10 protein-coding genes and 1 pseudogene are annotated in these 14,073 nt (G+C 66.6%); 1 reads left to right on the forward strand and 10 read right to left on the reverse strand.

Annotation, left to right across the window (positions count from 1 at the left end; translation table 11 throughout):
* Positions 1–51: 51 nt before the first annotated feature.
* Positions 52–2,784 carry a preprotein translocase subunit SecA gene (secA, locus tag R5H29_RS08410; RefSeq protein WP_332329065.1) on the reverse strand — a complete coding sequence of 911 codons (2,733 nt, stop codon included), beginning with the start codon at positions 2,782–2,784 and terminating at the stop codon, positions 52–54.
* Between the two features lie 267 nt (positions 2,785–3,051).
* On the reverse strand, positions 3,052–4,008 hold the full coding sequence (locus R5H29_RS08415; protein ID WP_332329066.1) for a M23 family metallopeptidase: 957 nt from the start codon (positions 4,006–4,008) through the stop codon (positions 3,052–3,054).
* 12 nt (positions 4,009–4,020) lie between these two features.
* On the opposite strand from R5H29_RS08415, the gene R5H29_RS08420 reads away from it, so the two are divergent.
* Positions 4,021–4,470 carry a DUF721 domain-containing protein gene (locus R5H29_RS08420; RefSeq protein WP_026347140.1) on the forward strand — a complete coding sequence of 150 codons (450 nt, stop codon included), beginning with the start codon at positions 4,021–4,023 and terminating at the stop codon, positions 4,468–4,470.
* A 282-nt stretch (positions 4,471–4,752) separates the two neighbouring features.
* Here the strand turns inward: R5H29_RS08420 and lpxC are convergent, their stop codons facing one another.
* The 8 genes and pseudogenes from lpxC to ftsW form a co-directional block, all read right to left on the reverse strand.
* Complete coding sequence (lpxC, locus tag R5H29_RS08425; protein ID WP_019661076.1) at positions 4,753–5,664, reverse strand: UDP-3-O-acyl-N-acetylglucosamine deacetylase; 912 nt, start codon at positions 5,662–5,664, stop codon at positions 4,753–4,755.
* A 171-nt stretch (positions 5,665–5,835) separates the two neighbouring features.
* Complete coding sequence (gene ftsZ / locus R5H29_RS08430; RefSeq protein ID WP_058980418.1) at positions 5,836–7,071, reverse strand: cell division protein FtsZ; 1,236 nt, start codon at positions 7,069–7,071, stop codon at positions 5,836–5,838.
* Between the two features lie 177 nt (positions 7,072–7,248).
* Positions 7,249–8,484: a cell division protein FtsA gene (gene ftsA, locus R5H29_RS08435; protein ID WP_005408083.1), complete on the reverse strand. Its 1,236-nt coding sequence runs from the start codon at positions 8,482–8,484 to the stop codon at positions 7,249–7,251.
* A gap of 68 nt (positions 8,485–8,552) precedes the next feature.
* Positions 8,553–9,230: pseudogene (locus tag R5H29_RS08440) on the reverse strand (cell division protein FtsQ/DivIB); the annotation flags it as partial.
* On the reverse strand, positions 9,227–10,189 hold the full coding sequence (locus tag R5H29_RS08445; RefSeq protein ID WP_332329067.1) for a D-alanine--D-alanine ligase: 963 nt from the start codon (positions 10,187–10,189) through the stop codon (positions 9,227–9,229). The pseudogene R5H29_RS08440 and the gene R5H29_RS08445, both read right to left, overlap by 4 nt.
* Positions 10,186–11,622, reverse strand: a complete 1,437-nt coding sequence (gene murC, locus R5H29_RS08450) for a UDP-N-acetylmuramate--L-alanine ligase (RefSeq protein WP_019661073.1) — start codon at positions 11,620–11,622, stop codon at positions 10,186–10,188. Before murC ends, R5H29_RS08445 begins: the two co-directional genes overlap by 4 nt.
* 40 nt (positions 11,623–11,662) lie before the next feature.
* Positions 11,663–12,751: an undecaprenyldiphospho-muramoylpentapeptide beta-N-acetylglucosaminyltransferase gene (murG, locus tag R5H29_RS08455; protein ID WP_332329068.1), complete on the reverse strand. Its 1,089-nt coding sequence runs from the start codon at positions 12,749–12,751 to the stop codon at positions 11,663–11,665.
* Positions 12,748–14,073: a putative lipid II flippase FtsW gene (gene ftsW, locus R5H29_RS08460; protein WP_019661071.1), complete on the reverse strand. Its 1,326-nt coding sequence runs from the start codon at positions 14,071–14,073 to the stop codon at positions 12,748–12,750. The genes murG and ftsW overlap by 4 nt, the downstream gene beginning before the upstream one ends.

The raw sequence follows: 14,073 nt of genomic DNA on the forward strand, positions 1-14,073 counted from the left end.
CAACTCCCCTGCCACAAACGAAAAGCCCCGCTTTCGCGGGGCTCTTCGGCATCAGCTCAGCTGGCCGTGGCAGTGCTTGTACTTCTTGCCACTGCCGCACGGGCACAGATCGTTGCGGCCGATCTTCGGCTCGTCGCGCTGCATCTGCGCCACGCCCTGCTGGGCAGCCTGCACCTGCGCGGCTTCCTCGTCGGCGCTGTAGCCGCCCACGTCCTGGTGCTGGAACTGCGACTGGCTCAGGCGGGCTTCGGCCTGCTGGCGTTCGGCCGCTTCCAGCGCCTGCACTTCCTCGTCGCTGCGGATGCGCACGCGCGACAGCAGGGTCACCACTTCGCGCTTGACGTTTTCCAGCATGTCCGAGAACAGCTCGAAGGCTTCCTTCTTGTATTCCTGCTTCGGCTGCTTCTGCGCGTAACCACGCAGGTAGATGCCCTGGCGCAGGTAATCCATGCGCGCCAGGTGCTCCTTCCAGCTCTGGTCCAGCACGGTCAGCATCACGTGCTTCTCCAGCGCGCGCATGGTCTCTTCGCCCACGCCGGCTTCCTTCTCGGCGAAGTGCTGGTTGACGCGTTCCTGCACCTTGGCGGCAATCGCCTCGGCGTCCAGCTCCTCGTGTTCCTTGACCAGGTCGGTCAGCGACATCTGCAGGCCGAAGTCCGACTCCAGGGTCGCTTCCAGGCCTCGCAGGTCCCACTGCTCGTCGATCGAGTTCGGCGGCACGAAGCGGGCCACCACGTCGAAGATCACGTCGTCGCGGATGCCGTCGACGTTGTCCTTCACCGATTCGGCGTCCAGCAGCTCGTCGCGCTGGGCGTAGATCACCTTGCGCTGGTCGTTGTTGACGTCGTCGAAGTCCAGCAGGTTCTTGCGGATGTCGAAGTTGTGGGCCTCGACCTTGCGCTGCGCCTTCTCGATCTGGCGGCTGACCAGGCGGTCTTCGATGACGTCGTCTTCCTTCATGCCCATCATGCGCATGGCCTTCTGCACCCAGTCGGAGGCGAAGATGCGCATCAGGTTGTCTTCCAGCGACAGGTAGAAGCGGGACGAACCCGGGTCACCCTGGCGGCCGGAACGGCCACGCAGCTGGTTGTCGATACGGCGCGACTCATGGCGCTCGGTGCCGACGATGTGCAGGCCGCCCGCCGCCTTCACTGCCTCGTGGCGCTTCTGCCAGTCGGCCTTGACCGCGGCTTTCTGCTCGTCGGTCGCGTCCTCGCCCAGCGCGTGGAGCTCTGCTTCCAGCGAACCGCCCAGCACGATGTCGGTACCACGGCCGGCCATGTTGGTGGCGATGGTCACCGCGCCCGGACGGCCGGCGTTGGCGACGATGGTCGCTTCGCGGTCGTGCTGCTTGGCATTGAGCACTTCGTGCTTCACACCGGCCTTGCTCAGGTGCTCGGACAGCATTTCCGAAGTTTCAATCGAGGTGGTACCGACCAGCACCGGCTGGCCGCGCTTGGCGCACTCTTCAATGTCGGCCAGCACCGCATTGAACTTGCCCTTGCGGTTGAGGAACACCTGGTCCGGGCTGTCCTTGCGGATGGTCGGGCGGTTGGTCGGGATCACCACCACTTCCAGGCCGTAGATGCTCTGGAACTCGAAGGCTTCGGTATCGGCCGTGCCGGTCATGCCGGACAGCTTCTTGTACATGCGGAACAGGTTCTGGAAGGTGATGCTCGCCAGCGTCTGGTTCTCGCGCTGGACCGGCACGCCTTCCTTCGCTTCCACCGCCTGGTGCAGGCCATCGGACCAGCGGCGGCCGGCCAGGGTACGCCCGGTGAACTCGTCGACGATGACCACTTCGCCGTCGCGCACGATGTAGTCAACGTCGCGCTGGTAGATCGCGTGCGCGCGCAGGGCGGCGTTGAGATGGTGGACCACGGTCAGGTTCTGCGCCGCGTACAGGCCTTCGGTTTCGCCGTTGAGGATGCCGGCTTCAACCAGCAGCTGCTCGGCGTGCTCCATGCCCGCTTCGGACAGGTGCACCTGCTTGCCCTTCTCATCGACCCAGAAATCACCTTCGCCGTCCTCGCTCTCCTGCTTGACCAGGTGCGGCACGACGCGGTTGACACGGATGTACAGCTCCGGGGAATCGTCGGCCGGGCCCGAGATGATCAGCGGGGTACGCGCTTCGTCGATCAGGATGGAGTCGACTTCGTCGACGATGGCGTAGTGCAGGCCGCGCTGGTAGCGGTCGGCCTTGGACAGCGCCATGTTGTCGCGCAGGTAGTCGAAACCGAATTCGTTGTTGGTGCCGTAAGTGATATCCGCAGCGTAGGCTTCGCGCTTGTCGCTGTGCGGCATGCCCGGATACACCACGCCCACGCTCAGGCCCAGCCAGTTGTACAGCTTGCCCATCTGCGCGGCGTCGCGGCGGGCCAGGTAGTCGTTCACGGTGACCACGTGCACGCCCTTGCCTTCCAGCGCGTTGAGGTACACCGGCAGGGTCGCCACCAGGGTCTTGCCTTCACCGGTACGCATTTCTGCGATCTTGCCCAGGTGAAGCACCATGCCGCCGATCAGCTGCACATCGTAATGGCGCATGCCCAGCACGCGGCGGCCGGCTTCGCGGCACACCGCGAACGCTTCCGGCAGCACCTTGTCCAGGGCTTCACCACCGGCAATGCGCTGCTTGAACTCCGGCGTCTTGGCCTGAAGCTGCTCGTCGGAAAGCTTCTCGATCTCCGGCTCCAGCGCATTGATCTTGGCGACGATGCGGTTGAGCTGGCGCAGCTGTCGTTCGTTACGACTGCCAAATACGCGGGTAAGCAGGCTGTTGATCATTGAAGGAACCGGGTTGGATGGACACGACGCCCGGCCTCCCCCTGGGGATCCGTCCGCCGCAAACGAAACAGGGCGCCTGGCGCCCTGTCGATGGCAACACCCATTGTAGCTTGGGACGGCCGTGAGGGGTTTCAACCCTTTGCGGTCGTCCAGGCGGCCGGGACCAGGGTCCTGGCGGCCGCGCTTCGCGCTCGCGGGGCATGGCCCCGCGCTACCGCCGGGATCCGACGGCGTGCCGGTAGCGCCGGGCCATGCCCGGCGTTGGGTTCAACCGCGGCTGATGCGGCCGACCGGCGTGTTGCCGCCGTCGCCGAGGAATTTGCGCGGGTTGACCACGTTGCCGTTCTCCCACACCTCGAAGTGCACGTGGGCGCCGGTCGAACGACCGGTGGAACCAGCCTTGGCCACTTCCTGGCCGGCACGGACCAGGTCGCCGGCCTTCACCACCAGGCGGGAATTGTGCGCGTAGCGGGTGACGTAGCCATTTCCGTGGTCGACGTCGACCACGTTGCCGTAGCCCCCCTTCACGCCGGCGAAGCTGACCACGCCTTCGGCCACGGCCATCACCGGGTCACCGACCTTGGCGTGGAAGTCCATGCCCTTGTGGGTGGCGGCGCCTCGGCCGAACGGGTCGGCACGGGTGCCGAAGCCGGAGGTCACGTAGCTGTTGCGGATCGGCATGCGCGAAGGCACGGCGTTCTGCTGCAGCTGGTGGTCAAACATCAGCGACTCCATCACCGACAACTGGCGGCCTGAAGCAGCGAAGCGCTGCTCCAGCACCTGTAAGTCGGCGTTGACGTCCTTGACCGGGATGTCGCTGGTCGGACCGCCTGCGTCACCGTCACCGAGACCGGGGGTCTCGTTGAAGTCGAACTCGCCATCCTCCAGCTTGCCCATCTGGGTCAGCCGTTCGCCGAGCGCGTTGAGGCGGGTGGCCTGGGCCTGCAGCTCGCCGAGACGGGCCGCCAGCGCGTTGACCTGGGTCTGCGCATCGCGCTTGACCTTGGCCAGCTCCGCATCCTGGCGCTCGACCTTGGCCTGCAGCCGGGAATCATTCAGCGCGCTGACGCCAATGCCGCCAGCAAGGCCGATAATGCAGCCTACCCCGAGCACGCTGCCCAGCAGGGCGCGGGGGCGGTCCTCGAAATAGAACCGCAAACGCGTGATCGGCGACGATTTGGCCTGTCCTTCACGCGTTTTGATTACGATCTTTTTGAATGCCATCAGTGAGTTTTCATGTCTGAGCCGAAATCCAGCGTTCGCCCCGCGTCGGCACCGAAACCGGCGCTGGATGCGGTAATGGCGGACAAAAGCGGGAACCCGCTGCGGCGTGCCCTGTGGCTCGACGCGCTGGACCGACAGTTGCGCCCCCAGTTGCCGCCACCTCTGCGCAGCCGCTGCCGGCTGGCCAATGTGGACGGGGAACACCTCGTTTTTCTCGTCGAATCCCCGGTCTGGCATGCCAAGTTGCGGCTTGCCGAAGCCCAGTTGCTCGACGCGGCCCGTTCCATCGGGCTGAAGGCCACCAAGGTGACCATCAAGACTGCGTCTCCCACTCCCACGCGCTCCCCAGCGCTCGACAACCGGAATGGACCCCACGCAGTTTCAGCCGCCACGCACAAAGGGCTACGCGACGCCTTGGCTTGCCTGCAGGACGTTCCTTCCAAACCGAAGAAACGGTCATGATGGCAACGGAGCATCCGGCTCCGCTCCCCGTCGCGCGTGTCACCACGGCGTGAAACATTTCGGGGGCCGGGTCGCATCCTAGCGGCCATCCAGGGGCCTGTCGTTAGATTGTTGTTAAAACGGCGTTAAATTCAGGCTTCGGATCCAACAGGTTCACAAAACCGTGACCTCGAACCGGCCTTGATGCCTTTTCAAGCACACTGAATGCGTCGTCTTCGCCGGAAACAACAACGCCGCCTTGGGTGGCGGCGTTTTTATCTTTAAATTCAACGGCCTACGGAATCAGGCATAGGCCGGAGTGGCGTATTCGACCGGACCCGGGGTGGCAGGCGAGTCGAAGCTGACCCATTCCCAGGCAGTGGCGTCGGCCATCAGCGCCCGCACCAGCTTGTTGTTGAGCGCGTGGCCGGATTTGAAGCCCTCGTAAGCGCCCAGCACCTGGCCACCGGCCAGGTAGAGGTCGCCGATCGCATCGAGGATCTTGTGGCGCACGAATTCGTCGGCGTAGCGCAGGCCGTCTTCGTTGAGCACGCGGAACTCGTCCAGCACGATGGCGTTGTCCATCGAACCGCCCAGGCCCAGGTTGCGCTCGCGCATGTATTCCAGGTCGCGCATGAAACCGAAGGTGCGCGCGCGGGAGATTTCCTTGGTGTAGGCCAGCGTCGAGAACTCGATTTCCTGGCGCGACTGCTTGGCCGGGATCATCGGGTGGTCGAACTGGATGGTGAAGCCCAGCTTGTAACCCTCGTACGGGGTGAAGCGGGCCACCTTGTCGCCCTCGGTCACTTCCACGGTCTTCAGCACGCGGATGAAGCGCTTGGGCGCATCCTGTTCCACGATGCCTGCCGACTGCAGCAGGAACACGAACGGGCCGGCCGAACCGTCCATGATCGGCAGCTCGGCCGAGGACAGTTCGACGATGATGTTGTCCACACCCAGGCCAGCCAGCGCCGACATCAGGTGTTCGACGGTCTGGATCTTGGCGTCGTTGCAGGTCAGGCCGGTGCACAGGGTCACTTCGGTGACCAGCTCGGCCTTGGCCGGCACTTCCACCACCGGGTCCAGGTCCACGCGGCGGAACACGATGCCATGGTTGACCGGTGCCGGGCGCAGGGTCATGTAGACCTTGTCGCCGCTGTGCAGGCCAACGCCGGTGGCGCGGATCGTGTTCTTGAGGGTGCGTTGCTGGATCATGGGGGATGGACCGGAAGTGACACATTAGATTAACACGCACGCTCCCCTACCCCGGCTGAAACGCCGGCAGGACGCGCGTGAAGCAGGGCGGCCGGGCCCATCCTGGCCCGGCGCCCGCGTTTTCAGGACATGGTGGCGCTACCCGGGGAGGACAACCCCGGGCCGCCCCGCTCAGTCCGCCTGGCGGCGCAGGAACGCCGGGATGTCCAGGTAGTCGTTCGGCAGTTCCGCCGCAGCCGGGGCCGAGGAGGACGGCGCCGACGGGGCCGAAGCGGCCGCGGTATCGCTGCTGGCGCGACGCAGGCCCAGGCCCATGCCGCCGACGGCCTTGGACACGGCGTCGCCACCGTTGTCGAAGTCGCCGAACTCCGGCTGGCCGGTCGTGGCATTGCGGACCAGCTTGATCGGCGCACGCTCGCCCGGACGCTGGGTCTTGCTGGCCGAAACGCGGTTCAGGCCGGTAGCGACCACGGTCACGCGCACTTCGTCCTGCATGTCCGGATCCAGCACGGTACCGACCACCACGGTGGCGTCTTCGGAAGCGAAGCCATCGATGGTGCGGCCGATCTCGTCGAACTCGGCCATGGTGAAGTCGGCGCCGGCGGTGATGTTGACCAGGATGCCGTTGGCACCGGCCAGGTTCACATCGTCCAGCAGCGGGTTCTGGATGGCGGCTTCGGCGGCGGCCTGGGCGCGGTCATCGCCACGGGCGGTGCCGGTGCCCATCATCGCCAGGCCCATTTCGGACATGACGGTACGCACGTCGGCGAAGTCGACGTTGATCAGGCCCGGACGCACGATCAGGTCGGCGATGCCCTGCACGGCGCCCTGCAGCACGTCGTTGGCGGCGCGGAAGGCCTGGATCATGGTCGCGTTGCGACCCAGCACGGTGATCAGCTTCTCGTTCGGAATGGTGATCAGCGAGTCGCAGTGCTGGCTCAGTTCCTCGATGCCCTTCAGCGCCACCTGCATGCGGCGACGGCCTTCGAACGGGAACGGCTTGGTGACCACGGCCACGGTCAGGATGCCCATTTCCTTGGCCAGCTGTGCCACCACCGGCGCAGCGCCGGTGCCGGTGCCGCCGCCCATGCCGGCGGTGATGAACACCATGTCCGCGCCCTGCAGCGCGTCCATGATGCGCTCACGGTCTTCCAGCGCGGCCTGGCGGCCGACTTCCGGGTTCGCGCCTGCGCCCAGGCCCTTGGTCACGTTGGTACCCAGCTGCAGCTGCAGCTTGGCACCACAATTCTTGATGGCCTGCGAGTCGGTGTTGGCGGTGATGAATTCCACGCCGTCCACCGCCGAGTTGACCATGTGCGCCACGGCATTGCCGCCGCCGCCGCCCACGCCAACCACCTTGATCACCGCATTGGGTGCCATCTTTTCGATCAGTTCAAAATGCGCCATGTCCGTGTCCTCGTTGTATCCGCTTGTCGGTGGCATGGACGGTCGGGCCTCCTGCCTTCGCGTGTCATGTTGCCGTTGCGGCTGTGTGGGTTGTGTATTGCGTTGTTGCGTTGTTGCGTTGTGATGCGGGTACTGCGGGTGTTGCGCCGGGCCGGGCCCGGAGTTGCGGGTTCCGCGTCAGAACTCGCCGCGGAACCAGGTCTTGAGTTTCTTGAACATGCTTCCAGCGCGCCCGGTCGGCAGCGATGGCCGCCGCGGGTGCTCGATCTGGCTGCCCATCAGCAGCAGGCCCACGCCGGTGGCGTGCACTGGGTTGCCCACCACTTCGCCCAGGCCGGTGACGTGCTGCGGGATGCCCACGCGCACCGGCATCTGCAGCATTTCCTCGGCCAGTTCGACCACGCCCTCCATCTTCGAGGCGCCACCGGTCAGCACCATGCCGGCGCGCACCAGTTCCTCGAAGCCGGAGCGGCGCAGTTCGGCCTGCACCATCTCGAAGATCTCCTCGTAGCGGCCCTGCACCGCCTGCGCCAGCGAATGGCGCGGCATGCGGCGCGGTGGACGGTCGCCCACCGACGGCACCTGGATGCTTTCCTCGGCGGTGGCCAGCTGGGCCAGGGCGCAGGCGTAGCGCACCTTGATCTGCTCAGCTTCCGGGGTGGGCGTGCGCAGCATGTGCGCGATATCGTTGGTGACGTGGTCGCCGGCAATCGGCAGCGAGGCCGTGTGGCAGATCGCGCCCTGCACGAACACCGCGATGTCGGTGGTGCCGGCGCCCATGTCGACCAGCACCACGCCCAGCTCGCGTTCGTCAGCGGTCAGCACCGCCACGCTGGAGGCCAGCGAGGACAGCACCAGGTCGTCCACCTGCAGGCCACAGCGCTGCACGCACTTGCTGATGTTGGCTGCGGCCGACTGCGCGCACACCACCAGGTGCGCATGCACCTCCAGGCGCACGCCGGTCATGCCGACCGGGTTGCGGATGCCTTCCTGCGAATCGTCCAGCACGTACTCGCGCGGGATCGCGTGCAGGATCTTCTGGTCGGCCGGAATCGCCACCGCCTTGGCCGCATCGAGCACGCGATCCAGGTCGCCCCAGGTCACTTCCCCGTCACGGATCGGCACGATGCCGGGCGAGTTCTTGCACTGCACGTGGTTGCCGGAGATCGAGGCGTACACCGAGCGGATCTCGCAGCCGGCCATCAGCTCGGCTTCTTCCACCGCGCGCTGGATCGACTGCACGGTCGATTCGATGTCCACCACCACGCCGCGCTTCAACCCGCGCGATTCGTGCGAGCCGATGCCGATCACTTCGATCGGGTTGCCCGGCGAATACTCACCCACCAGCGCCACCACCTTGGAGGTGCCGATGTCCAGGCCAACGATCAGCGATTTGTCACCCTTGCGATTCATGTCCTTTCCTGCGTCCTGCTGGCTGGGGTCGCCGGCGTTTTCGCCGGCGTGGCCGGGGTACCCCAGCTCAGCGTGAAACCATTGGTGTAGCGGAGGTCGGCGCGCTCGATCGGCGCGTCCTGGCGGTTGAGCTGTGGCAGTACCTTGACGAAGCGCTGCAGGCGCGAGCGCGCATCGTCACGGCCGACCACCACTTCGGTGCCGTTGCTCAGCACCAGCGACCAGCTGCCGCGTGCATCCATCGTTACCCGGCGCACATCGACGCCGGCCGGTGCGAACAATGCACGCGAGTCGCTGTACAGCTTCATCACTTCTTCGGTCTGGCTGTCCGGGCCGTCCAGTTCGGGCAACGCCAGGTCGGCCAGCTTCTTCGGCGTGGGGAACAACTTGCCCTGCTCGGAAACCAGGCGGTCGTTGCCCCAGCGCGCGAACGGCTTGTGCTCGACCAGGGTCACTTCCAGCACGTCCGGCCACTGCTTGCGCACCCGCGCGCTTTCCACCCACGGCAGTTTTTCCAGTGCGTCCTGCGCGTCCTGCAGCTTGACCGCGAAGAAGCCGGCGCGCGCATACGGCAGCAGCACCTGCTGCAGCTGCTCGGCCGGTACCCGCTTGAACTCGCCATGCACGCGCAGCTTCGCCAGCGGCCAGCGCTCGGCGCCGACCCAGCCATTGACCACGGCCACCACCGGCAGTGCAACCACCGACAGCGCCAACAGCCAGACGAAGATGCGCAGCACCGCGTTCATGCGTGCGAGGCCTCCAGGGTCTGTTCCAGCACGCGCCACACCAGCTCTTCGAAGCTGATGCCGGCCTGGCCCGCGGCCTTGGGCACCAGCGAATGGCTGGTCATGCCCGGCGCGGTGTTCACTTCCAGCAGGAAGAAGCGGCCGCTGCTGCGATCGCGCATCACGTCCACGCGACCCCAGCCACGGCAACCGGCGGCACGGAATGCGGCCAGCGCGATGCGCCGGATTTCTTCTTCGTCGTCACCGTCCAGGCCCGGGCAGAGGTACTGGGTGTCCTCGGCGATGTACTTGGCGTTGTAGTCGTACCACTGGCCCTTGGGCACGATGCGGATCGACGGCAGGGCAACGTCGCCGAGGATGGCCACGGTCAGCTCATCGCCCACCACCATCTGCTCCATCAGCAACTGGCCGTCGTAGCGCGCGGCCAGGGTCACGGCCTCGTCCAGGCCAGCCTCGTCGGTGACCCGGCTGATGCCCACGCTGGAGCCTTCGTTGGCCGGCTTGACCACCACCGGCAGGCCCAGCTCGGCCGCCAGTGCATGCACGTTCGATGCTTCGACCCTGCGGTATTGCGGGGTCGGCAGGCCCAGCGACAACCACACCTGCTTGGTACGGATCTTGTCCATGCTCAGCGCAGAGCCCAGCACGTCCGAGCCGGTGTACGGCACGCCGAAGGCGTCCATCAGGCCCTGCACGATGCCGTCCTCACCACCACCGTTGTGGCCGTGCAGGATGTTGAACACACGGTCGATGCCGCCGGCAGCCAGCGCCTTGGCCAGCGCCGGAATGCCGTCCACCGCGAACGCATCGACACCGCGCGACTGCAGTGCTTCCAGTACGTTGCGGCCGGAATCCAGCGACACCTCGCGTTCGCTGGAAGTGCCACCGAGCAGCACGGCGACGCGACCGAACACAGCCGGGTCGGTCACGCGCAGCGGCGGGAAGGTCAGCGTGCTCACGCCTCGCCCTCCCCCTTGAAGCCTTCCACCGCGATGTGGGTGGCCACGGCGCCAATATCGCCCGCCCCCATCATCAGCAGCAGGTCACCGTCCTGCAGCACGTCCGGCAGCACGCTGGCCAGTTCGGCAGCCTTGCCCACCACCACCGGCTCGCTGCGACCGCGGGCGCGGATGGCGCGGGCCAGCGCATGCGAGTCGGCACCGGCAATCGGCTCCTCACCGGCCGGGTAGACCTCGCTCAGTACCAGTGCGTCGACGCTGGACAGCACCGCAGCGAACTTGTCGAACTGGTCACGGGTGCGGCTGTAGCGGTGCGGCTGGAAGGCCACCACCAGGCGCTTGTCAGCCCAGCCACCGCGGGCCGCGGCGAACACGGCCTCCAGCTCGCTCGGGTGATGGCCGTAGTCATCGATGATACGGACCTTGGCACCACTGGCGGTGGTCACTTCGCCCAGATCGTTGAAGCGACGGCCGACACCGGCGAAGCTTTCCAACGCACGCGCGATGGCATCCGGCGCCACGCCCAGCTGCCAGCCCACTGCGGCGGCGGCCAGCGCGTTGAGCACGTTGTGCCTGCCCGGCAGCGCCAGCACCACTTCCTGGCTGGTGCCCTGCGGCAGGCGCAGGGTGAAGCGCATGCGCGGCCCTTCCTGCACCACGTTCTCGGCGCGCACGTCGGCCTGCGGGCTCATGCCGTAGCTCATCACGTGACGCGGGGTTTTGGCGGCCAGCGCGGCCACTTCCGGGTCATCGATGCACAGCACGGCCAGGCCGTAGAACGGCAGGCGCTGCAGGAATTCGGCGAACGCCGCCTGCACGCGGGCAAAGTCGTTGCCGTAGTTTTCCAGATGGTCGGCATCAATGTTGGTGATGATCGACATCAGCGGGTTCAGGCGCAGGAAGCTGCCATCGCTTTCGTCGGCCTCGGCCACCAGCCACTGGCCTCCGCCCAGCTTGGCGTTGGCACCGGCCGCCAGCAGTTGGCCACCGATCACGAACGTCGGGTCCAGGCCACCTTCGCTCAGCACCGCAGCAGTCAGGCTGGTGGTGGTGGTCTTGCCATGGGTACCGGCCACGGCGATGCCGCGGCGGAAGCGCATCAGCTCGGCCAGCATCGCCGCACGCGGCATGATCGGAATGCGCTGGCTGCGCGCTTCCATCAGTTCCGGGTTGTCTTCGCGGATGGCACTGGAGACCACCACGCAGTCGGTGCCCAGTACGTTGGCTGCCGAGTGGCCGCGCATGATGCGCGCACCCAGGCTGGCCAGCCGACGGGTTGCCACGTTGTCGGCGTTGTCCGAGCCGGACACCTCATAGCCCAGCGTCAGCATCACTTCGGCGATACCGCTCATGCCGGTGCCGCCGATGCCGACGAAATGCACGCGCGGGAACGCGCGCACCAGGTCGTTGGTGTCGTGCAGGCGACGGATCATGCGCGGCCTCGCGCAGGGCAGGCGCGGTGGCATGCCTTCTTCATACAGCTTCCTCAAGAATGATATCGGCGATGCGCTCGGCGGCATCGACCTTGGCCAGGGCACGCGCGGCTTGCGCCATCTGCATGCGGCGGGCGGGATTTTCGGACAGATCGCGCAGCAGTGCGGCAATGCCGTCGGCCAGCGTTCCGTCCTGCTTCAGCAAAACCGCAGCACCGCGCTCGACCAGATACTCCGCATTGCGGGTCTGGTGATCGTCGACGGCAGCGGGGAATGGCACCAGCACACTGCCGACACCGACCGCGCACAGCTCGGCCAGCGTCGAAGCGCCCGCGCGGCACACCACCAGGTCGGCCCAGGCGAAGGCCTCGGCCATGTCGGCGATGAACGGCGTGATGTCGGCCAGCACGTTGGCCTTTGCATACGCCTCCACCGCTTCGGCGTGCATTTTCTCGCCACTCTGGTGGCGCACCTGTACCGGAATGCCGGGGCCGAGTGCGGCGATCGCCTGCGGCACGCCGGTGTTCAGTGCACGCGCGCCCTGGCTGCCGCCAACCACCAGCACGCGCAGCGGTCCGTGGCGGTCGGCGAAGCGCTGTTCCGGCGGTGCGGTGGCGGCGATCTCTGCGCGCACCGGATTGCCGACGAACTCCTCACGCTCGGCGAAGGTACCCGGGAAGCCGGTGAGGAGGCGGCGCGCATAGCGCGACAGGATGCGGTTGGTCATGCCGGGCGCGCGATTCTGTTCGTGCACCAGCAGCGGGAGGCCGTGCAGGCGGGTGGCCATGCCACCGGGGCCAGAGGCAAAGCCACCGAAGGCGACCACCGCACGCGGCTGGCGCTTGCGGATGATCATGCCGGCAGCGCGCAGGGCGCGCATCAGCCGCCACGGCGCGCCTAGCAGGGCCAGCTTGCCCTTGCCGCGCAGGCCGGTGATGGCCAGCGTGTCGATTGGAATGTCGTGCTGCGGCACCAGTCGCGTTTCCATCGCGCCGTCGGCGCCCATCCAGGTCACCGGCACGCCGCGCTCGCGCAGCACGCGGGCCACAGCCAGGCCGGGAAAGATGTGACCGCCGGTGCCACCGGCCAGGATCATCACCGGGCGCACGCTATCGGTGGCCGCGCTCATGACAGCCTCCCGAAGGTCGGTTCGATACGCGACTGAAGGCGGCTGGTGCCGCGCGCGGCGTTTGCTGGAGCTGGAGCTGCGGCCGTCGCCCCGGCGCTGATCGGCGCGCTGGCGGCCACCTGCACGGCTGGCTCGCCCACCGGCTCAGCAGCTGCGTCTTCGGCACCACCGATGCGCACGGCCTGGCGGCGCTCGGCACGCTTGAGTTCATAGGACACGCGCAGCAACAGGCCCATCGCAACGCAGGTCATCAGCACCGACGAACCGCCGGAGGAAATCAGCGGCAGAGTCAGTCCCTTGGTCGGCAGGATGCCCAGGTTCACGCCGATCGAGACGAAGGTCTGCATGCTGATCCACAGGCCGATGCCGAAGGCGATGTAGCCAGAGAAGTGGCGCTTCATTTCCACGCAGCGCATGCCCAGCCAGAAGGTCCGGCCGACCAGCAGCGCGTACAGGGCCACGATCACGCAGGTGCCCAGGAAGCCGAATTCCTCGGCGGTGACCGAGAAGATGAAGTCGGTATGCGCTTCGGGCAGGTAGTACAGCTTCTGCACCGAGTTGCCCAGGCCGACGCCGGTCCACTCGCCACGGCCCACCGCCATCAGCGCGTTGGACAGCTGGTAGCCGTCGCCCTGCTGGTCGGCCCACGGGTCCAGGAAGGAGGTGATGCGGCGCATGCGGTAAGGCTCGATGATCGCCAGCGCGCTCATGCCGACCAGGCCGATGATCACCGGCATCGACATGCGCGGCATGTTCACCCCGCCCAATACCAGCATGCCGGCGGTGATCGCCAGCAGCAGGGTGGACGAGCCGAAGTCCGGCTGCAGCAGCAACAGCACCACCAGCGCACCGGCCACGCCCAGCGGCTTGAGCATCGCCGGCCAGGTCGCGTTGACCTCGTCGCGGAAGCGCACCAGGTAGCTGGACAGCCAGACGATGTAGAGCACTTTCACCGCCTCGACCGTCTGGAACTTGGAGATGCCCAGGTTGATCCAGCGGCGCGCACCGTTGACCGTGCTGCCCAGGCCCGGCGCGAACACCGCCAGCAGCAGCACGAAGCAGCCCAGCAGCAGCATCTGGTTGTACTGCTCGATGGACTTCAGCTCGGTACGGGCGGCAAGCACCGCCAGCACGATACCCACCGCCAGGAAGATCAGGTGGCGGTTCAGGTAGTAGAACGGGCTGCTCATCAGCGCGATCGAGCTGGACGCCACCATCACCACGCCAATGCCGGTGAGCGCGATGATCGCGCCCAGCAGCCACTTGTCGTAGCTGCCTTCGATGGCTTCAAGGCGTGTTGCCTGGCGGGACAGGTCGTTCAT

Origin of the sequence: Stenotrophomonas sp. A3_2, assembly GCF_036624925.1 — a bacterium.
Classification (GTDB): domain Bacteria; phylum Pseudomonadota; class Gammaproteobacteria; order Xanthomonadales; family Xanthomonadaceae; genus Stenotrophomonas; species Stenotrophomonas hibiscicola.